The organism is Rhizobium sp. Leaf371, assembly GCF_001424045.1.
Taxonomy (GTDB): domain Bacteria; phylum Pseudomonadota; class Alphaproteobacteria; order Rhizobiales; family Rhizobiaceae; genus Ferranicluibacter.
This window is the reverse complement of sequence record NZ_LMQB01000024.1, coordinates 231062-251127: the sequence shown is the minus strand read 5'-3', so window position 1 is coordinate 251127 and position 20066 is coordinate 231062. Positions and strand designations below refer to the sequence as shown.

At 58.3% G+C, this 20066-nt stretch carries 16 protein-coding genes; 11 read left to right on the top strand and 5 right to left on the bottom strand.

From position 1 onward, the window contains the following. Position 1 precedes the first annotated feature (1 nt). The 3 genes from arsB to ASG39_RS15310 are packed head-to-tail and all read right to left on the bottom strand — an operon-like array spanning position 2 to position 1922. The gene (gene arsB / locus ASG39_RS15320) at positions 2 to 1036 is read right to left on the bottom strand and encodes an ACR3 family arsenite efflux transporter (protein ID WP_062595827.1); all 1035 of its coding nucleotides are present in this window, start codon (positions 1034 to 1036) and stop codon (positions 2 to 4) included. Continuing rightward, entirely contained in the window at positions 1036 to 1566 is a 531-nt protein-coding gene (locus tag ASG39_RS15315) for an arsenate reductase ArsC (RefSeq protein WP_062595826.1), read from the bottom strand. Before ASG39_RS15315 ends, arsB begins: the two co-directional genes overlap by 1 nt. After that, positions 1563 to 1922, bottom strand: coding sequence for a metalloregulator ArsR/SmtB family transcription factor (locus ASG39_RS15310; RefSeq protein WP_062595825.1), 360 nt, complete (start codon positions 1920 to 1922; stop codon positions 1563 to 1565). The genes ASG39_RS15315 and ASG39_RS15310 overlap by 4 nt, the downstream gene beginning before the upstream one ends. 922 nt (positions 1923 to 2844) lie before the next feature. On the opposite strand from ASG39_RS15310, the gene ASG39_RS15305 reads away from it, so the two are divergent. Genes ASG39_RS15305 through ASG39_RS15295 form a run of 3 tightly spaced genes read left to right on the top strand, consistent with a single transcriptional unit; the run spans position 2845 to position 5799 of the window. Further along, on the top strand, positions 2845 to 3402 hold the full coding sequence (locus ASG39_RS15305) for an ABC-three component system protein (RefSeq protein WP_146236608.1): 558 nt from the start codon (positions 2845 to 2847) through the stop codon (positions 3400 to 3402). After that, positions 3402 to 3899, top strand: a complete 498-nt coding sequence (locus ASG39_RS15300; protein ID WP_132665258.1) for an ABC-three component system middle component 5 — start codon at positions 3402 to 3404, stop codon at positions 3897 to 3899. Before ASG39_RS15305 ends, ASG39_RS15300 begins: the two co-directional genes overlap by 1 nt. Further along, positions 3886 to 5799 (top strand): hypothetical protein, encoded by a 1914-nt coding sequence (locus ASG39_RS15295; RefSeq protein WP_062595822.1) that lies wholly within the window; start codon positions 3886 to 3888, stop codon positions 5797 to 5799. Before ASG39_RS15300 ends, ASG39_RS15295 begins: the two co-directional genes overlap by 14 nt. A gap of 164 nt (positions 5800 to 5963) precedes the next feature. On the opposite strand, the gene ligD is transcribed toward ASG39_RS15295, so the two are convergent. Further along, the gene (gene ligD, locus ASG39_RS15290) at positions 5964 to 7019 is read right to left on the bottom strand and encodes a non-homologous end-joining DNA ligase (protein ID WP_062595821.1); all 1056 of its coding nucleotides are present in this window, start codon (positions 7017 to 7019) and stop codon (positions 5964 to 5966) included. Positions 7020 to 7144: 125 nt separating this feature from the next. Here ligD and ASG39_RS23410 point away from each other — a divergent pair, with 125 nt between their 5' ends. Continuing rightward, complete coding sequence (locus tag ASG39_RS23410; RefSeq protein WP_082477278.1) at positions 7145 to 7318, top strand: DUF3606 domain-containing protein; 174 nt, start codon at positions 7145 to 7147, stop codon at positions 7316 to 7318. Next, a complete protein-coding gene (locus tag ASG39_RS15285) occupies positions 7315 to 7560 on the top strand; it encodes a hypothetical protein (protein ID WP_062595820.1) in 246 nt (81 codons plus the stop codon). The genes ASG39_RS23410 and ASG39_RS15285 overlap by 4 nt, the downstream gene beginning before the upstream one ends. 14 nt (positions 7561 to 7574) lie before the next feature. Here ASG39_RS15285 and ASG39_RS15280 read toward each other — a convergent pair whose 3' ends face one another. After that, a complete protein-coding gene (locus ASG39_RS15280; RefSeq protein ID WP_062595819.1) occupies positions 7575 to 8333 on the bottom strand; it encodes an SOS response-associated peptidase in 759 nt (252 codons plus the stop codon). A gap of 331 nt (positions 8334 to 8664) precedes the next feature. Here ASG39_RS15280 and ASG39_RS15275 point away from each other — a divergent pair, with 331 nt between their 5' ends. The 6 genes from ASG39_RS15275 to ASG39_RS15250 all read left to right on the top strand — a co-directional run bounded on the left by ASG39_RS15275 (position 8665) and on the right by ASG39_RS15250 (position 20062). After that, positions 8665 to 9417, top strand: coding sequence for an ImuA family protein (locus tag ASG39_RS15275; RefSeq protein WP_062595818.1), 753 nt, complete (start codon positions 8665 to 8667; stop codon positions 9415 to 9417). Then, positions 9338 to 10849, top strand: a complete 1512-nt coding sequence (locus ASG39_RS15270) for a DNA polymerase Y family protein (protein ID WP_082477277.1) — start codon at positions 9338 to 9340, stop codon at positions 10847 to 10849. The genes ASG39_RS15275 and ASG39_RS15270 overlap by 80 nt, the downstream gene beginning before the upstream one ends. A 10-nt stretch (positions 10850 to 10859) precedes the next feature. After that, on the top strand, positions 10860 to 14123 hold the full coding sequence (locus ASG39_RS15265) for an error-prone DNA polymerase (RefSeq protein ID WP_062595817.1): 3264 nt from the start codon (positions 10860 to 10862) through the stop codon (positions 14121 to 14123). 659 nt (positions 14124 to 14782) lie between these two features. Then, a complete protein-coding gene (locus tag ASG39_RS15260; protein ID WP_132713574.1) occupies positions 14783 to 15913 on the top strand; it encodes a hypothetical protein in 1131 nt (376 codons plus the stop codon). Positions 15914 to 15918: 5 nt separating this feature from the next. Next, on the top strand, positions 15919 to 17886 hold the full coding sequence (locus ASG39_RS15255; RefSeq protein WP_062595815.1) for a hypothetical protein: 1968 nt from the start codon (positions 15919 to 15921) through the stop codon (positions 17884 to 17886). Continuing rightward, positions 17858 to 20062 carry a tyrosine-type recombinase/integrase gene (locus tag ASG39_RS15250; protein ID WP_162242440.1) on the top strand — a complete coding sequence of 735 codons (2205 nt, stop codon included), beginning with the start codon at positions 17858 to 17860 and terminating at the stop codon, positions 20060 to 20062. Before ASG39_RS15255 ends, ASG39_RS15250 begins: the two co-directional genes overlap by 29 nt. The last annotated feature ends 4 nt before the right edge of the window (positions 20063 to 20066 follow it).

The window sequence follows — 20066 nt, the reverse complement described above, 5'->3', positions numbered from 1 at the left end:
ATCAGGCCTTTCTGATGGCGTTGGTCCGGACGGCGGCGCCGCGCTCGTACCAGTTCTTGCTGCGGTTAACGATCCAGACCACCGACAGCATCACCGGCACCTCGACAAGGACGCCGACGACGGTGGCGAGCGCTGCCCCGGAGGTGAACCCGAACAGGCTGATGGCGGCAGCCACTGCCAGCTCGAAGAAGTTCGAAGCCCCGATCAGCGCCGAGGGACCGGCCACGCAATGCTCCTCACCGCTCACGCGGTTCAGCAGATAGGCAAGTCCGGAATTGAAGTAGACCTGGATCAGGATCGGCACGGCGAGAAGCGCGATGACGGTGGGCTGCGCGATAATCTGCTCGCCCTGAAAGCCGAACAGCAGCACGAGCGTGGACAGCAGGGCCACCAGCGAGACCGGCTGCAGCCGACCGGCCATGCGATCGACATCGGTGCTGCGGCGCAGGAGCTGGGCCACGATCACGGGCAGAACGATATAAAGCACCACCGAGAGGATCAGCGTATCCCACGGTACGGTGATGGCGGAAAGTCCCAGCAGCAATGCAACGATCGGGGCAAACGCGACCACCATGATCGCATCGTTGAGCGCCACCTGGCTCAGCGTGAAGTGCGGCTCGCCCTTAGTGAGGTTCGACCAAACGAACACCATGGCCGTGCAGGGCGCCGCCGCAAGGATAATCAAGCCCGCGATGTAGCTGTCGATCTGGGTTTCCGGCAGGTACGGCCGGAACAGCCAGCCGATGAACAGCCAGCCGAGCAGCGCCATCGAGAACGGCTTGACAGCCCAGTTGATGAACAGCGTGACGCCGATGCCCCGCCAATGGCGGCCGACCTGCGCCAGTGAGGCAAAGTCGATCTTGAGCAACATGGGAATGATCATCAGCCAGATCAGCACCGCTACCGGCAGGTTGACCTTGGCGACTTCGGCCGCACCGATGGCTTGGAACACGCCGGGCATGAGGTGCCCGAGGCCGATGCCAACGATGATGCAGAGGGCGACCCACAGGGTCAGGTAGCGTTCGAACGTAGACATCAGGCGACCTGCCCTTGCGGACGGGTGCTGCCTTCGAGTGCGCCGATCTCGCGCAGGCGGGTTTCCAGCGCCAGCTTGTCGATCGACGTCAGCGGCAGGCTCAGGAACGCCGAGATCCGGTTCTTGAGGAAGCGCGCGGCCTTGGAGAATGCCTGGCCCTTCTCGATCTCGGTGCCTTCCACGGCGGCCGGGTCCTCGACGCCCCAGTGAGCGGTCATCGGGTGGCCGAGCCACACCGGGCAGGCTTCGCCAGCGGCGTTGTCGCAGACGGTGAATATGAAATCCATCTGCGGTGCGCCGGGTTCGGCGAACTCGTCCCAGGTCTTTGAGCGGAAGCCGGTGGACTCGTAGCCGAGGGCGCGCAGTGTATCGAGGGCCAGCGGGTGCACCTGGCCTTTGGGCTGGCTTCCGGCCGAATAGGCCTTGAAGCGCCCTTTCCCTTCGCCGTTGAGGATGGACTCGGCAATGATCGAGCGGGCGGAATTGCCGGTGCACAGGAACAGCACGTTGTAGACGCGGTCGGTGGTCATTGCAGGTTCTCCGGAGCGGACGGGTCGCAGCAGGGGGTGAGAGCGGTGATGATAGGCGCGCATAGTTCAGCGCTGCCGCCGCAGCAGTCCTTGACCAGGTAGAGGGTCAGGTCGCGAAGGGCGTCGATCTCGGCGCGGTAGATTATCGAGCGGCTATGGCGCTCGCCTTTGATCAGCCCAGCGCGCGACAGGATCGCGAGGTGGGCCGACATGGTGTTCTGCGGCACGCCGAGCAGGCGGGCAAGTTCACCGGCGGGTACGCCCTCCGGTTCATGGCGGACCAGCAGCCGGAAGGTGTCGAGGCGGGTGGATTGGGCAAGGGCGGCAAGTGCCGCGATGGCTTTCTCTGATTCCATGTATCTGTATTACTGGATACATGGATTTTGTCAATCGTCGCGATCCGGTTAGCGATATTACCTCATCATCAGTGCGCTTGTGCTTCCAGTGAATGTCTCGCGAATCTAAGGCCGTTGGCGCCACTGCTGTGCTGTCAGCCGTAGTGGCCAGCATCCTTCCCTGATATCGGATGCCTGCTTAGGGCGACATGGCCGCTGTTGGCGGCGCAGAGGCGACGTGAGCCCCCGCCGGCGGGATGACTGCTTTCAGGTAGGCGCCATCACCGCTCTAATGTCGGAGATGATGGCGCATAGCGGAAATCATTTCCGCAAAGGGGCCGTGAGCGGACGGTCTGCTTCCGCGTGCGGCATTACCTTTAACGGCCATCCGTGTTTGGACGCCTACTACCGCTAAATTTCGGAAGGCAGTGCTATTAGGGTTGGTTAGATGGGATTTGTGCGCCATCATCGTTCGCTGCGGCTGAGTATCCCATCAATGCTGCGCGCAGTCAGGCTGACACTCTCGCGATACCTATAGACGGTCAGGCAGCACTTCAGACAACCTCAGTATTGCGGCCTGACAACTCGGATGTTAATCGTGGGTTGAATATTGGGGGGTGAGTATGCAGGACATAATCGGGCACATCATAACGTTCTTAGCGGGACTAGGGGCAGGCGTTGTCATCAAAATTCGCTTCGATTCAAGCAAACGGAAAAACTCCGTGACCTCGGTGGCCCGGAACAGCCAGGGAGCCGTCAATCAAAGCGGTAACAAGGTCGGCGGAAACCTGTCCGGCCGCGATACCCATGTGACGAGAGACTGACGGCCATCGAAGACGATCAGGATGAGCCAAGCATTCTAGCTGGGACTGCGTTGAGCGTTGTTCCGATGCCTTCGAATGGCCTGACCACATCACAGACCAAGAATAAGGTCGGCGGCCACATGGGCGGCAAAGACGTCTATGCGAACGGTGGTGACGTCAATATCTACAACGCCGCGCCTGATATGCAACCTGCCCCGAAGTCCACCAACGTCTTCCGGAAGCTATTCTCCAGGTTGGAGAGGGAAGCTGCTGAAGACAAGGTCTTGAACTCTTACATTCGGCAACTCGAAGTCTACACCCGACAGGTCGAAAACGAGGATGTGATCGGGTTAGAGGCGAAGCTCGTCTTGGCGAACAGGGAGCGACAAGTGCAGTTGGCGAAAGCTCTCAAGGAGAACGTCTATGGGGAAATCAAAGCGAACCAGTTTTCGCCGGCATACCAACTGATTGTGGCGACGCTGATGGCGAGAATCCACGAGCGTTTCGATTCACAGGTGCGCCACCTGATCGATGCAGGTGTGGATGCATCATTGGTGGATCAGACCGTCTCGAAAAATATAACTGTACCCATTGCAAACGAACTCGATGACTGCCCTCAGTTTGAGGATGTCTCGATAGATTACGTCCGCGGCATGATCTATTTCCTGACCGGCAACTGCCACATTAGGTGGGACTGATGTTAGTTTATCATCCCGCTTTCGACGTCTACCATGGTGTCTTCCGTGCTCTCCTGATTCTGGAAAACACACCAGGCAAATCCATGCCGACGGATACCCTAAGGATTGTCGATCTCTATTATGTCTTTCCATACCTGCTCGCCGATCTGGAGTTTCCGAAAGGTGCTGGAGTGAAGGGCAGGAAGCTGGCAGGCACCGCGTCCCGGTTCAACACATTGCCGTCTCCGAAGACGTTTCTGGCGCAGTCCAAAGGTCTGCATAAGCTGATCGTCGCCGCCTTGGCTGGCCGAGAGCTGATCTCAGGCGATGCCCTAAAGGTGGGCATAGTGAAGCGTACGGAGAATCTGGTGCCTGATGAATTGCTGAGGCACGCTACGCCCGAAGACCTGGATTTGGCCGGATATCTGGGAACAAAAATCGCAACCGTCCCACTGCTTGGCAAAGAGGGCCTAAAAGCGCGGTCGAAGTTGATGGAGTTTCGATATGATCCGACGTGACCCATCGCTAAGGCTGATCAGGCTGGTTGTGACCAAGTCCGGAAAAACCGCCTACGACGAGACATTCCATCCTGGCGTCAACATGATCCGAAGCGATGGAAACAGCCGTGGCAAGTCGACGATTGCGGACCTCATCTTCTTCGCGCTAGGCGGCAACCTTCTGGATTGGAAGCGCGAAGCAGGAATGTGCGATCAGACCTTCGCGGAGGTTGCACTCAACGGTTCGCTGGTCACATTGCGTCGCGAGATATCGACGACAGCTTCCCAGTTACCGATGTGGGTGTTTTTTGGCACCTTCGAGGAGGCGAACGCGAGTGCGGTCGAGGGGTGGATGAAGTTGCCCTACTCCCGATACCTCGAGCGAATGGGCTTCAGCCAGGTTCTGTTTACGGCGCTTACAATGCCCGAAGTCCCATCGGACGAAGCCAATATCACGATGCACCAGCTCCTCAGGCTGATGTATGTGGATCAGATGACCCCGGTGAATGCGATATTCCGAATGGAAGATCGAGATGCCGCGAATAGGCGTCAAGCCATCGGCGATCTGCTTTGCGGCGTTCTTGACGATCGCATTTACCCCAGTCAGATCTTGGCTCGACAGCTTGATCGTGAATATTCTGAAGTCACGAGCTCCTTTACCGCCCTACTGAAGGTCCTTCGGCGTGTTGACGAGAAGCTCGACTTCTCGGATCTCATCAATAGAACCGAAGAAGTCGAAGCCAAGCGTGTTTCCATCCTCCAGGAGATCGAAAACCTCCGCGCGTCGAGATATGAACGAGGACAAGCCGAGGACGACAGTTCGTCCGTGATCGAAGCGCTTCGCCGTGATCTGGACAAAGTCAGCCGCGACGTGGTCGCCACACAGCGTAGTCTCGATCGCCTCGCTCTTGCGATCGAAGACGCCGCTCTTTTGATCTCGGACCTTGAAAAGAACCTGAAGCAGATAGACCAATCGCAGGCGACTGGAGAGTCGCTTGCACCTTTCGTTTTTTCCTTCTGCCCCAGTTGCCTTTCTTCGGTCGAGCCGTCTCCGGACGGTCATCAATGCCATCTTTGCAAGACGGGCCTCGATGAGACCTATAATCAGTCTCGGTATGCACGTTTGCGCAACGAGGTGGAAATGCAGCTTAAGGAATCGAGGTCCCTTCAGGTAACGCGAGAAACGGACCGCGCTGCTCTTAAGGCTCAGCTCAGCGGGATGTATCGGGTACGCAATACCCTTTCCGAAGAACTCCTGACACGATCGCGACACTATCTAACCGAAGCCGACGCAAAGATCGAGGAGCTGACCCGATCGGTCGGATATCTCGACAGGGAGCTTGTCGATCTGGAGCGCGAACGCCGTCTGGCAGCCGAGGTGACCGAGCTTGCCCAGCGGAAGGAAAAGCTCAACGACACGCTGACGAACCTGAAGCGGGATATTGCAGGCTGGATAGCGGCCCGAGAGAAGCGGCAGGCGTCTATATATGGTCTGATATCGCGATTGACGGCTAAAATACTTGAGGACGACTTACCGAGTGATATAGAGCCTGTCGATGAATTCGGGGTGAGATTCAACTTCGGTGACAACGATATCGTAGTCAATGACAAGCGCGGCTACTCAGCAAGCTCCGCCACTATCATCAAAAACGCTTTTCACTTGGCACTGGTGTTCGCCTCCTGCCTGGACCAGCGCATGAAGTATCCAAGATTCGCGCTCTTGGACAACATCGAAGATAAAGGGATGACCGAGGCGCGAAGCCACAACTTCCAACGCGTTATATTGAAATGGAGCCAAGAAATGAAGGTTGAACACCAAATTATTTTCACGACGTCAATGCCTGACGGTGCTTTGGAAGACCCAAAATATACAGTCGGTCAAAAATACAGTGAGAAGCAGATGTCCTTGGACATTGGTTAACTTCAACCCGCTACCGTAACCGCGTCCGCTCTCGGGAAGACTGGCTCCTCTGTGAATGGCGGAAAGGGAGGCGCCAAGCGGCCGTAGGTCACCGCCTCAAACATCGATCTAAGCCCTAGAAACTCCCTGTCGGCAAGAGACGGCGCTAATGCGCTCCCGTAACGTCAACCTTCGAAAATGTACACGTCGGTGGTATCCTCGGCATCTCGCAGACCCTTGTAGCTCGCGTGACGAAGTTTCCCGTCGCCCGTCCAGGCACGGTATTCAATCTCGGCTGCGAGTATCGGTTCTACGAACACCAGGGACTTTCCCTTCACGGCGACGGCTGGCCGCTTCGTGCGCATCGCATTTAGTCTGTCCATCAGTTCGCGTGCATCCCTGTCCGTAAAACCCGTCCCTACGGAGCCGACATAAACCAGCGCATCACCCTTGCGAGCACCGAGCAGCAAGCTGGCGATTGCGCCGGGCGACGAGGTCGAGGGTTCATAGCCGACTACGACGAAGGTGTCCGACTGGACGCATTTGATCTTCCTCCACTCGCCACCACGTCCTGACCTGTACGGGGCGTCTAATCGCTTTGCGACAATGCCTTCAAGGCCCAGTTCGCATGCTGTCGCAAACAGGGCCGCTCCGTCGGTAACGAGCATCTCGGAAAGCCTGATAGCGCCGGCTGCCTTTTCGAGAAGCGGATCGAGAAGCATTCGGCGCTCCTCGAGTGAGAGCTTGGATAGGTCGTGGCCGTCGAGGTAGAGCAGGTCGAACGCGTACAGCACCGTGTCCGTCGCGACCTTTTTACCTCCGCGGCCGCCGAGCGACGCGACGAGAGCGTTGAAGTCGCTGCGACCCTGCTCGTCGAGGACGACGACCTCCCCATCGAGGATCATGGTCGCCGGACCAAGTTCAAGCGCGGCTTTTTCGATTGCTGGAAACCGATGTGTCCAGTCATGGCCACCACGGGTCAGTATGCGGATGTTACCTCCGAGCTCGCTGTGGACGTGGACGCGATAGCCGTCCCATTTCACCTCGTAGGCCCAGTCCGGTCCTTTAGGTGGCTTGGCTGTCAATAAGGCAAGGCACGGTTCGATCCGCTCCGGCATGAGGTCGAGCGGCAACTGAGGCTGTGCGGGATCACGAGCGTTTCGCCGTTGGCTGCGAAGCGGTGCTTCGGCCTCAGTCCTGAGGTGCTTTGGTCTTGAACGGTTGAGGGGTTTGCTCGCCATCAGGCGATGACAGCATTAAAAGGTTAAAGAACGACCGACACCATATTGATCTTGATGATCGAGAGTGAAGGAACCTCAGAAATCGCAGCAAGTTACCTATATGTTTCGATATTCGGAGATACAAGATGGCCAAGACCTCTCGCGGAAGAAACCAGGACCGAGCCCGTGTCGCAACAGGCCAGGATCACGAAGTCGCCTACGAGGCCAAAAAAGAGGACGTTTCGAAAGACAGCGTCAAAGATGCGGTAAAGGCCGTAGGCAACAGCCGAAGCAAGGTCGAGGACAAGCTCGAGAAATGAGCGAAGATCGTTCGGGTGGTCCGATTGGGCCCAAAAGGCATGATATTGGCGCGACCTTCGGCGGCCGGGATATCCAGCGGGCCGAGGTGTCGCTAATGGTGAAGAAAGACAGCGGCTTGCGTGCGACGGCCGAAATTACGAACCGCGGACTGCTGTCGGTGGCGGTGCTGGTTTCTTCGATACTGCTATCGACGGCGGCTCTCGTTCATGTCGCCGCGACTGCAAAGGGCCGAAGGCGATAAAGCCAACGCCATCTCTACGATAACGCGTCAGCAGAGCCAAGCTCGCGGTCAACAGAAGGAGGATTGAGGAGAACCAGCCGGTCTTCCGGCAATGGACGCTGCAGCGCCTTCGCCTCTGCCCAAGGCAGCGTCAGCCACGCCTCGACCTCGTCCGATGTCGTCAGGATTACCGGCATCGCCTTCGGGTGGATCGGCCCGACGACCGCATTCGGCGGGCAGGTAAGGAAGGCATGATAGTCCGCGGTGATCAGCCCTTCCTTGACCTTGCGCACGCTCGTCCAGTCCTTGACCCAGATGCCGGCGAAGAACATCAGCGGCTCACTCGCGTTGGCGGCAAACCAGGCATTCGGCGTGCGTCCGCCTTCGACTTTACCGGCCGGGTTCGGCTCGGCAAAGCGGGTGAGCGGCACGACGCAGCGGTTCTCGATGCCCAGCCAGCGCTTCCAGTGGCGACTTGCAGTATTGCGCACGTTTGTCGTGCCACCGTCCGGCTCGTGTTTGAGCAGCGCGTCGAAGTCGACGTCCTTCCCCTTGGCGCGCAGCTTGTCGGCCCGCTTGGTCGCGGCCTCGTACAGCGCCTGGCTTGAACTCGGCATGCCCCAGCGCACGGAGGCAAGCTCGCGCACGCCGTCGGGTGCATTGCGCACGATCGGCGCCATCCGGTCGGGGTAGACATCGAGCGACGGCTCCATGTTGCCGATGATGTCACGGGCAGCATTGGCAAAGGCGCGGATCGCCTCCTGGTTCGTCGTGATGTTGTAGAGGTTGCACATCTGTCTCTTCCCATGGGAATGGCCGGTCGAGAGGCCGGGTCGGGCGATCCTAGCACGCGGACGCGATTTTGCGAGCAACAGCCTCCATGCGAATGAGCGGCGACGCTCCTCCACAGGCCGACGCATTTCCTGTTGATGATCCGGAAGGTGGTCCGCGACTTACCATTCTGAATCAAAAGCGGATTCCTCACAGAACGTCCGCCTCCGACTATTTTCCTATTCATCGCGGACTTGACTCCTATCTCAAAAAGAACAAGTCATGAACATCAGCTTCGTAAGCGGCATGATGCCGCGCTTGTAACCCGCAAATCTCGAAAGGAGTGCGTGATCGATGACGGCTGCCCGCGCACAGGTTCTCACCGAGCTTCGCGACCGGATCGCAACGCTGGAATGCAGCGTTCCGCGTCAGGCCGGCTGGCTGCCCTTCGGCGTGCTGGCGATCGACGCCGTTCTGCCGGGCGGCGGTCTTGCCCGTGGCGCGCTGCACGAGATCGCCGGCGGCGGATCGGGCACAGTCGACGGTGCGGCGGCAGCCTTGTTCGCCGCGGGGATCGCGGCCCGCACGAAAGGCAAGGTCGTCTGGTGCCTCACGCGGCCGGACCTGTTCTTCCCGGCACTTGCCCAGGTGGGCCTCGATGCCAATCGTGTGGTCTTCGTGGAAGTCGATCGTGAGGAGGACGTGCTGGCTTCGATGGAAGAGGGCCTATCGCATGGCGGTCTCGGTGCCGTGGTCGGCGAACTCGTGCGCCTGCCAATGACCGCCTCGCGTCGGCTCCAGCTTGCCGCCGAGAAGTCCGGGACGCTCGGTCTCGTGGTGCGGCGATGGCGACGGCAGACGGAGGCCAATGACTTCGGCCAGCCGACGGCATCCAGCACGCGGTGGCGGGTCAGCGTGCTGCCGTCGGTGGCGCTGCCGGTTCCCGGTGTCGGCCGGCCGCAATGGTTCCTGGAGCTGATGCGGGTCAAATCGGGAGAATGCGCGGAATTTACTGTCGGAGCCTGTGATGCCCAGGGTCGTATCCATCTATCTGCCGACGCTACCGACCGATCGCATCCGTCGCGACGATCCGGATATTCCGCCTGAGCAGCCGGTGGTGGTGATCGCGCGAAGCGGTGCCAAGCGCTGGGTATCGTCAGCGGATGCGGCAGCCGTTGCCGCCGGTGTGCGGGTCGGCATGGCTGCCGCCAAGGCGCAGGCCTTGTTCTCCGGGCTGATGATGGTGGATGCCGATTCGGTGGCGGACGCACGGGCGCTCGAGCGGTTGTCGCTCTGGGCGTTGAAGATCTACTCGCCTGTCGTAGCCGTGGATGGCACCGACGGCATCGTGCTCGACACGGAAGGCGCCGATCATCTCCAGGGCGGCGAGGCGATGATGATCTCCGGGATCGCCAACCGCTTCCGCCCAAAGGGCCTCACGGCACGCGTCGCCATCGCCGATACCTGGGGTGCCGCGCACGCCTGCGCCCGCACCATCGCGCGCGAGACCGTGATCGTGCCCACGGGCCAGACAGCGAGAGCCGTCGAGCGTCTGCCGATCGCGCGGCTGCGGCTGCCCGAGAAGACCGTGTTCGATCTGCGCACGCTCGGCTTCCGCACCATCGGCGAACTTTCCGCCACGCCGCGTGCGCCGCTGGCGCTTCGCTTCGGCCCGGAGATCGGCCGCCGGCTTGATGAGATGTTCGGCCGCGTGTCTGAGCCGATCGATCCTGTCCGCACGCCGGACCTCATCGTCGTCTCGCGCTCCTTTGCCGAGCCCATCGGAGCCGCCGAGACCATCGACAAGTATGTCGGTCGTCTGGTGGTGGCGCTCGTGGAGAAGCTGCAGGAGAGGGGGCTTGGCATCCGGCGTGCCGATCTCCTTGTGGAGAAAGTGGACGGCACGCGCCAGGCAATCCGGGCGGGCACGGCAAAACCTGCGCGCGACATCGCCTGGCTGACAAAGCTCTTCCGCGACCGCACCGAAAAGATCGAGCCGGGTTTTGGGATCGAGAAGCTGTCGCTGGCCGCCGTCATGGCGGAGCCGCTGGAGGAGACGCAGAGCGTATCAACCCTTGTCGATGACACCGATCGCGACATCACTCCGTTGATCGACATCTTCGGCAATCGCGGTCACAGGGTCTACCGCTATGCGGCTGTTGCCAGCGACGTGCCGGAACGTAGCGTGCGCCGGATTGCGGCCGCCGCCGCCGATGTGCTGGAGTCATGGACGCTACACTGGCCGCGCCCGACGCGTCTTCTAGCGCACCCCGACCCGATCGACGTCATCGCGCTCCTGCCCGACCAGCCGCCCGTGTCGTTTACCTGGCGGGGCAAGCGGAGACGCGTCAAGCGGGCGGATGGGCCGGAACGTGTGTTCGGCGAATGGTGGAAGCGCGACAGCGAAAGTGCGGCCGTGCGCGACTACTTCACGCTGGAGGATGAGGCAGGCGAGCGCTTCTGGGTGTTCCGCAGTGGCGACGGTGAGAACTTGGCCACCGGCTCGCAACGCTGGTTCCTGCACGGGATCTTCGCGTGAGGTACGCCGCATGAGGTACGCAGAACTCCAGGTCACCACCCACTTCTCGTTCCTGCGTGGCGCGTCCTCCGCAGAAGAGTTGTTTGCGACCGCCCATGCGCTTGGCATCGAGGCGCTCGGCATCGTTGATCGCAATTCGCTTGCCGGCATCGTGCGGGCGCTCGAGGCCTCGCGCACGACCGGCATTCGTCTGGTGGTCGGCTGCCGCCTTGATCTGGCCGACGGCATGTCGGTGCTTGTTTATCCGACCGACCGCGCCGCTTATTCCCGCCTGACCCGCCTTCTGACGCTCGGCAAGGGCAGGGGCGGCAAGGGCAACTGCATCCTCTCGTTCGAGGATCTCGAACTCTATGCCGAGGGCCTCATTGCCGTGCTCGTGCCGGATCTGCCCGACGAGACCAGCGCGGTGCAGCTCCGCAAGCTGGCCGGTGCCTTCGGGGATCGTGCCTATCTCGCGCTGTCGCTGCGCCGCCGGCCCAACGACCAGATGCGGCTGCATGAGCTGGAGATCCTTGCCCATCGCTACCGGGTGCGCACGGTGGTGACGAATGACGTGCTCTTCCACGAGCCCGGCCGTCGGCAGCTCCAGGACATCGTCACCTGCATCCGCAACAACACGACCATCGACGAGGTCGGCTTCGAGCGGGAACGCCATGCCGACCGCTACCTCAAGCCGCCCGAGGAGATGGAGCGTCTGTTCCCGCGCCACCGCGAGGCGCTCGCCCGAACGATGGAGATCGTGTCCCGCTGCACCTTCAGTCTGGAGGAACTGACCTACCAGTATCCGGAAGAGGCGATCATTCCGGGCAAGACACCGCAAGAGTCCCTCGAGCACTATGTCTGGGAGTGCATACCTGATCGCTATCCCGAAGGTCTGCCCCCGAGCGTGCTGAAGACCGTGCGCCATGAGCTCGATCTCATCCGCACCATGCGCTACGCGCCGTACTTCCTCACCGTCTTCTCGATCGTGCGCTTTGCGCGCTCGCAAGGCATTCTCTGCCAGGGGCGGGGATCGGCCGCCAACTCCGCCGTCTGCTACATCCTCGGCATCACCTCGATCGATCCGGAGACCAACGACCTGCTGTTCGAGCGCTTCGTCAGCCAGGAGCGCGACGAGCCGCCGGATATCGACGTCGACTTTGAGCATGAGCGGCGCGAAGAGGTCATCCAGTGGATCTACCGGACCTACACGCATCAGAAGGCAGCGCTCTGTTCCACCGTCACGCGCTATAGGGCCAAGGGCGCGATCCGCGATGTCGGCAAGGCGCTGGGCCTGCCGGAGGATCTGATCAAGGCGCTGTCGTCCGGCATGTGGTCGTGGTCGGAGGCGGTCAGCGAGAGGAACGTCAAGGAGCTGAACCTCAACCCGGACGATCGGCGGCTGGTGCTCACCCTGTCGCTTGCCCAACAGCTCATGGGCGCCCCGCGTCACCTCGGCCAGCATCCAGGTGGCTTCGTACTGACGCACGATCGCCTGGATGATCTCGTGCCGATCGAGCCAGCGAGCATGGCTGACCGGCAGATCATCGAGTGGGACAAGGACGATGTCGAGGCTTTGCGGATGATGAAGGTCGACGTGCTCGCGCTCGGCATGCTCACCTGCATGTCCAAGGCCTTCGACCTCATCCGCGCGCACAAGCACGAAGATCTCGATCTCGGCAGCCTCCCTCAGGAAGATGCTGCCACCTATGCGATGATCCGCAAGGCCGACACGCTCGGCACCTTCCAGATCGAAAGCCGGGCGCAGATGGCCATGCTGCCACGGCTCAAGCCCCGGACCTTCTATGATCTCGTGGTCCAGGTGGCGATCGTGCGGCCCGGTCCCATCCAGGGCGACATGGTGCATCCCTATCTGCGTCGCCGCGAGGGCAAGGAGAAGGTCGAGTACCCCACGCCCGAGCTCGAGTCCGTGCTCGGCAAGACGCTCGGCGTGCCGCTCTTTCAGGAAAGCGCCATGCGGGTGGCGATGGTCTGCGCGGGCTTTACCGGTGGCGAGGCCGACCAGTTGCGCAAGAGCATGGCGACCTTCAAGTTCACAGGCGGTGTAAGCCGGTTCAAGGACAAGCTGGTCTCGGGCATGGTGAAGAACGGCTACTCGGCCGAGTTTGCTGAGAAGACCTTCAGCCAGCTCGAAGGCTTCGGATCCTACGGCTTTCCGGAAAGCCATGCCGCGTCCTTTGCGCTGATCGCCTATGCCTCCAACTTCGTGAAGTGCCATCATCCCGACGCCTTCTGTGCGGCCCTCCTCAATTCCCAGCCCATGGGCTTCTATGCACCGGCGCAGATCGTCGGGGACGCGCGTGCCCATGGTGTCGAGATCCGGCCGGTCTGCGTCAACCGCTCACGCTGGGACTGCACGCTCGAGAAGGTGCCGGGCACGAAGATGCGGGCCGTGCGTCTCGGCATGCGCATGGTGCGCGGGCTCGCCGCCACCGATGCCGCCCGGATCGTTGCGGCCCGCATGGACGATCCCTTCGAAAGTGTCGATGACATGTGGCGGCGCTCCGGCGTGCCGGCGGCTTCTCTGGTCGAGTTGGCGGAGGCAGATGCGTTCTTGCCGAGCCTGAAGCTCGAGCGGCGTGACGCGCTCTGGGCCATCAAAGCGTTGCGCGACGAGCCGCTCCCGCTGTTTGCTGCCGCGGCCGAGCGCGAGATGCGAGCAATTGCCGAACAGCAGGAGCCTGATGTGGCGCTGCGCCAGATGACCGAGGGGCACAATGTGGTCGAGGACTATGGCCATGTCGGCCTGACGCTGCGCGAGCATCCGGTTGCGTTTCTGAGGAAGGAACTTACCAAGCGCAGCATGGTCACCTGCGAGGAAGCGATGGCGGGCAGGGACGGGCGCTGGGTCTACACGGCCGGCCTCGTGCTGGTCCGCCAGAAGCCGGGATCGGCCAAGGGCGTGATGTTCATCACGATCGAGGACGAGACGGGGGCGGCCAACATCGTGGTCTGGCCGAGCCTGTTTGAAAAGCGCCGGCGCGTGGTGCTAGGGGCGTCGATGATGGCGATCAATGGGCGCATCCAGCGGGAAGGCGACGTCGTTCACCTGGTGGCGCAGCAGCTCTTCGATCTCTCGGGCGACCTCTCCGCTCTGGCCGACATGGATGCGGCGTTCAAGGTCACGTCAGGGCGTGGCGACGAGTTCGCGCACGGCTCCGTGGGTGGTGGCGATGCGCGGGACCGGTCGAAGAAAGTGCCGCAGCCGCGGGACATCTTCGTACCCGATCTGCATATCGATACGCTGAAGGTGAAGGCGCGAAACTTCCAGTAGCAGGAGACTAACCGAATCCTTGAGGGAACGAAGCAACATCCCGGCAGGACACGGCCGCAATCCTTGAAGCACTATGGCCGAGTGCGCATCTCTCACAGATTTGCAAAACACTGCCACGCGATTCCTGAACTCAAAGCTTTTTTTGAATCCTGTAAAGATTAACCGATTTATATAAAATTGAGATTTTTGTTTAAAAAGAAAAGGATTGGCCGGGTTATCCGAAAATAGTGTAAATTGTCAACAATTATGGTTTTTCCATACTGCAATTTCCCTTGTATGTCAAGTATAAATTCAATTATATCCTCATATAAATAATTATTATCGACGTTTACATCATAAGTTATTATCTACATGTTCCATTCGTCACCGATTCGTGGAGGGGAAATGATTAGGGGTTGCAACTTGGAAGCCTCGCTATCGAGTAGTCCGCTGGCAACAGCTGAACAGTGGAGCGTCCATTTCCTGGCTGGGTTTCGAAGTTGCCGTGTCTTGGGTTTGGAGGCCTCTGATGACTACTCGGGTTCCCAGCGACTCTCAGATACCGATCAAGACGATATTGGTGGCGCATGAGAATGCGGCCGGCCACGATAGTTTTCCCTCGTACTAAGCTGGTCCGCCGTGGAGAGCGGCTCATCGTTTATGACAGGCAGGGAAGGATCGTGCTGGCAGCCACAATGTTCCTCTTGCACCTTCTTACATACGGAAGGTCTCCGAAGACGGTGCTTCAATACGGAGGCCAGATTGTGTCTGTGCTCAGAGTTCTTGAAGTTTCGTCCATTGCTTTGTTTGAGGTCAGCGAAGATACCCTGCTGTTGCTTCAAGCTCATGCGCTCACTGTAAGAGGAGCAAAGGTTCGCAGTTGGAAGAATGTACTTTCGGTCTTTCTAAGGATGCTCGTTTTCGCGGAATCGCAAGGGTTATGTCACGGAATGATCGGGACTAACCGCGAAGGATCCAGAGATTTTCGTATTTCCCTGATGTCCGGAGAAGGCGTTAAACACGAACTGCTCAAGCAGCGCGGCGAAAAGAAAGACGTCCCGGATCTTCCGGCGGATGGCGAATTTGCGCTTGTCGAAGCGGAGATGACCTCTGCCAAGTCTTGGGTACTCCGGAAACAGCGACACGCGATGATAGCGCTCTTACATGGAGGACCGCTTCGCAGATCGGAGCTCACGACCTTTGGAAAAGCCGACATACCCTCTGCTGCGGAATTTAGGTGCCTCTTGGAAAAGCTTCAGAAGGAAGGCAAGCCGCCTGTGATGGAGATCACATTCTGGCGCGCTAAAAAGCAACGAGATCGGCGAAGGCGCGCCTATATGTCTGTAAGCCTTGTCCGGCAATTGATAGAGTTTCGTGATGAAATCCGTCCACGGCTGCTTAAGGAAGGCTTGGACCCGCCCGAGCTCTTCGTCTCTTCCAAAAGCGGCGTGGGTTACCTCCCGCAGTCGATCACCAATTTGGTGAAGGCCGCCGCGAAGGTTGCGGCTCTTAAAAATGGAGAGCATTTAAAGAAGATCCGACCTCATTTCTACAGACACAGGTCTGCCACGACGAAAATCAAAGAATACCTGGCTGCAGGCATGGATGTTGTCAAAGCTTGTCTGTTAGTTCAGGCCGAAATGGACGTGACCTTTGATGTTATGTGTCATTATCTGCACATCGCACAGGAGGAAATGAACGTGGAGAGCCCAGAGTTCATGAAGGCATCGACTGCCTTTGACAATCTCGCGAAGCTTCGATGGAGCCTATCTGACGTCTTAGGAGGCGACTTTCGCCAGCGAAGGAGGTAGGTGTCTTGGCAACGCAGTATGTCGACCTTAACAAGCTCAAATTTGTGGCCGGGAAAATCAACCCAACGAGTTACGGCGAGTTGTTCGTCTACTCTTCAGCTCACAGTTCAGAACGAACTCGGGTCTACTTCAACTTTAGAACGTGCTCTGGTCTGGGACCCCTGGCGGCGAAGCTGGCGGCAGAGTTCACAATCTGGACGGCACCAAAAGAGAAAGGCTCTGCTTTAGCCGCTTTGGTCCCCATCCGGGGATGGATGAGATATCTTTCCGACTTAGCCAGGGTTGACGGATCAAATACTACCGATTGGACGGCCCAAAAGTGGGGTTTGCAAACCGGTGAGTGGTTGCTTTCTATCCTGTCAGATCCTGACCTCAGAGATAGAACCAAGAACCAGTACCGTTCGAATGTGCATGCCTTTGTTGCTCGGATGCAGACAGCAGGCGTGCTTCCTGCCTTCAGAATCTTAAACGGCATCAAAAAACCGGAGGGGGGGAAGAAGCTGTCTATCGCACTCGTTAAAAAGGCGCTTCGAGACGGCGAAGACATTCATATCATCGACGTTGCCACTCGCGAAGCCCTTTCGGAACTGGATAACTTAAACGATCTGACCGACTCCGCGCAGGTTCTGCGGCGGATAGACCTTCTTCTAGGTGCGACGAGGAAGGCGATCGAAAACCGAATCCGACATTTCTGGTACGATTGGCAGGAAGCTCGTCAAATCGTTTCAAGCGGTATCTTCGACCCCATCGGCTTCCTTGAGAGACATTGTGTTTCCCGCGAGCCGTTGAAATTGCGACGAGGTTGGAAGTATGAGCTGACGGACGACACGGACATGATCGCCCTCTTACAGCATCTTTACGACGGTATCATTCCAATCGATGAGCCTGGCAACCCGTTAGTTCGTTGGATCTATAATCAATACTCGGTTCGTCACATCCGGAATCTGCTTCACTCAACTCCAGACAACGTGATCCCCTTTCTTGTCACCATGCTCATCGATCGTCCGATCGAAGTGTCGTACGCGGCTGGATTTGCGGTCGATGCGATGAGGAGTACGGCTAATCCCAACAATATGAAGATTACTTACGTCAAGAAGCGAGCAGGACACCGGATGATCACAACAATCTGGGCGTCTGGAGACGATCGTTCCCTAGCTTCAAGTAGCCGACGATCCATCGATCCGGCAACCGCTTTCCGCTGCGTGCAGAGCATGCGAGAGCCTTTGATCAAATTCGCCGAGGCCCAGGATGCGGATAAGCTTTTCCTGGTTCTCGGGAACGGTGGGACGCGCAAAACTGTAAAAGCTGTTTCTCCCAGGGCTTGGCTCGATGCCTGGGACCGGTTCAGGGCTGGTGATCCGATACTTACCCGCTATCGTTTCACATTAGATAAGATCAGACCTACCTTAATCCTGCGAGCGTATATCGTTTCCGGGGGAGACATCTTCGAAGCGTACAGAGTGGCGCAGCACAAGCTGCTAGGCACGACGCAGCGATATCTCAATGAGCAGGTGAGCGAGCAGCTCAGTGCCGAAGATGCGCGGAACGTACAGGGCGCGATAAGTTTAAAGATATTGGAGAAGCGCCCCGAACTAAGGGGCGACCTGCGGATCAACGAGCAGAGCGCCAAGCGGGTTCTGCGTCAAGCCGCGAATCTCGGGTTTCTGGAACATAACAAAGAAGCTGAAAATGTTCGCGAGGAGGTTCAGTCGGAACTCGTGCGGTTCTTTCTTACCGGTGAAATCATCGTGCTCGAGGATCCGGAAGTGGCTGCAGAACTTATTGTATTCAAGGAACATCTCGTGACCGAGCTACCGACCTTGAAGGGACATCCAGACTATGAGACCAGTTGGCTTCCTCTTCTTGTATTCCTGAATGCCGCTATCGAAGCCATGCTTCCACACGTGCGCCAACGTGGCCGGAAAGTGGCTGCGGAAATGGGAATTGAATATCTGGAGCCGCCAATTGTCTGAAAGGCTTTCCGCTCCGCGCACCGTTATCGGCAGCATCGAGGGCGACCCTAATGCAAGGCTGCTGGTGCCTATGGAGCGACCCGCAGGTCTCTTGGGGGGATGGGATGATATCGAGTGGAAATACAGCTTGTTGAGATCTGGGCGGCCGATGATCTTTCGCTGGCGTCGTGTGATGGCGAACGGCAAGTCGATTCGTCACAACGACAACCGGAAATATTGGGAGCTCGCCCGGAGATATCAAACAGTACTTAGGAACGAGCTGCACCCGAACGGCAGAAAGATTGCCCTCTCGACTGTTTTTCAAAAAACATACACCGTACTGGCTATATGCGATTACGCTATAAGGTTGGGACTTTCATCCTTAGAAGAATTTAACAGCCGGCACTACGAAGGCCTTTTGGCCGAGTTCAACGAAGGTAGGACAGGTTTTACTCAAAACACCGTAACGCGGGGACGGCTACAGACTACCTTCAACGTTCTCGATGATCTTCATACGCTTTTCGCTCGCCCCCTCGAAGATGGGCGCTTCTTGTTGAACGACGGCTTCAGGTTTGCTTGCCTTCTTTCTGCAGACGACCGGAGAGCTATGGCACGAAAAGGGAAAGACACTGGTCAGACAGACGATGTCCCAGAGGAGGTCGTCTTCGCGCATGTAGCTGCGGCAGTGGAGTACGTTCAGCTCTATTCGGAAGACATAATGCAGTTGAAGAGGCGAGGGCTGGAGGCACAGCAAAAAGTGCCGGACAGCAAGCGAGCGCGTCCAGGTGAGATAATTGCATATGTTGCTCGAACACTGCTGGATGCTTTACTCAGATCGGATCGAAGAAGAATATTTTCTGGAAATACCGTAAACAAAAGGAAGCTTGGGTCCATTTGCGGCATCGAAGTTCAAACGCTCTATAAAGAGAGGTATTCAGGCATGATATCCTCAGTAGAACGTTGGCTAAATGTTCCAAGTGCCGCAGCATTCTCCTCAGCCCAAGCTTATCTTGTTGCTGAGATCGACAAATTTAACAAGCTCGACGCGCGTACCCCGAAACAGCGGAACACCGCTGCGTGCGTCGGCCTACCGTTCTCTGGAGAAGATGGAGAGTTTGCACCGTGGCCACTAACGGCGCTTGGGTCGAGTGGCGTTTCTGGCAGTAGCGTTGAGGAGGCAGTGACCGACCTTTGGACGTCCTGCTACCTCCTCATCCTTGCATATATAGCAGTTCGGCTAGAAGAAGGCTTGACGATCAAGGTCGACTGCATTGTCGAGCGTATCGACGGCCCTTACATTAGGTATCGCACCTCCAAGGCTGCCAATACGGAAGGGGGCTCACTCGTCGAGCGGCCATGTCCTGACATTGTCGTACGCGCAGTGCAAGTGCTGACGGAGCTAAGTGCTGAGGCTCGAAAGAAGCATAATACCAAAGACCTTTTCTTCGTGGAACACAGGCACGGCGCGTCGAATCTCGAAGACAGTACCGTTCGACAGCGACTTAAATTGTTCGGCAGGCGCACAGGGGCAAGTTCCATAGAAGGTGAAGGGCATCGAGCCGTGGTGCCCAACGAGATGCGAAGATTCTTCGCCACGATGTGGGTTAATTACTACGAATATGCTGGTAAGTACGAGTCGTTGCGCCGGTTCCTGAACCATGCATGGATTACGACCACTGTCCGTTATGGCCTCCGAAGAGACGATGTGCCGCGACTGTCGCAAGCTCAGGCAAAACTGTCGGCAAAGGTTCTGTACCGTAAACTACTGGACGGAGCGGGCGAGCTTTCTAATCTGCCTGGAAGCATCCTTCCTTTTCTCGACAAGCTTCGGGTGCGCGCGCTACCGTTGGAGGAGATGTCAAGGGAGCTGGCAGACTTTGTGGAGGACCAAGGAGTGGAATTGTTTCCAATGGCTTGGGGCTACTGCGCGTGGCATCACTCTGCCGCCTTATATGCAAAATGCTTAGAATTCGAGTTGCGCAAAGCTGGCACAGATAGAATTGATGCGGAGAGATCCTGCATCAACTGCGATGGATGCCAAAATCTCTTACGGGATCACGTTTTTGATCCCTTCTACGAAGCCGGTGCAGAGCGCCACGCACGCATCGCCGCAAACCCTCGCGCATCTCGCGCTCTGCGCGCTGTGGCAAACCGTTTCGTTGAAATGGCCGGCCGTGCTTTGAGTAAGGTATTTTAGGTAT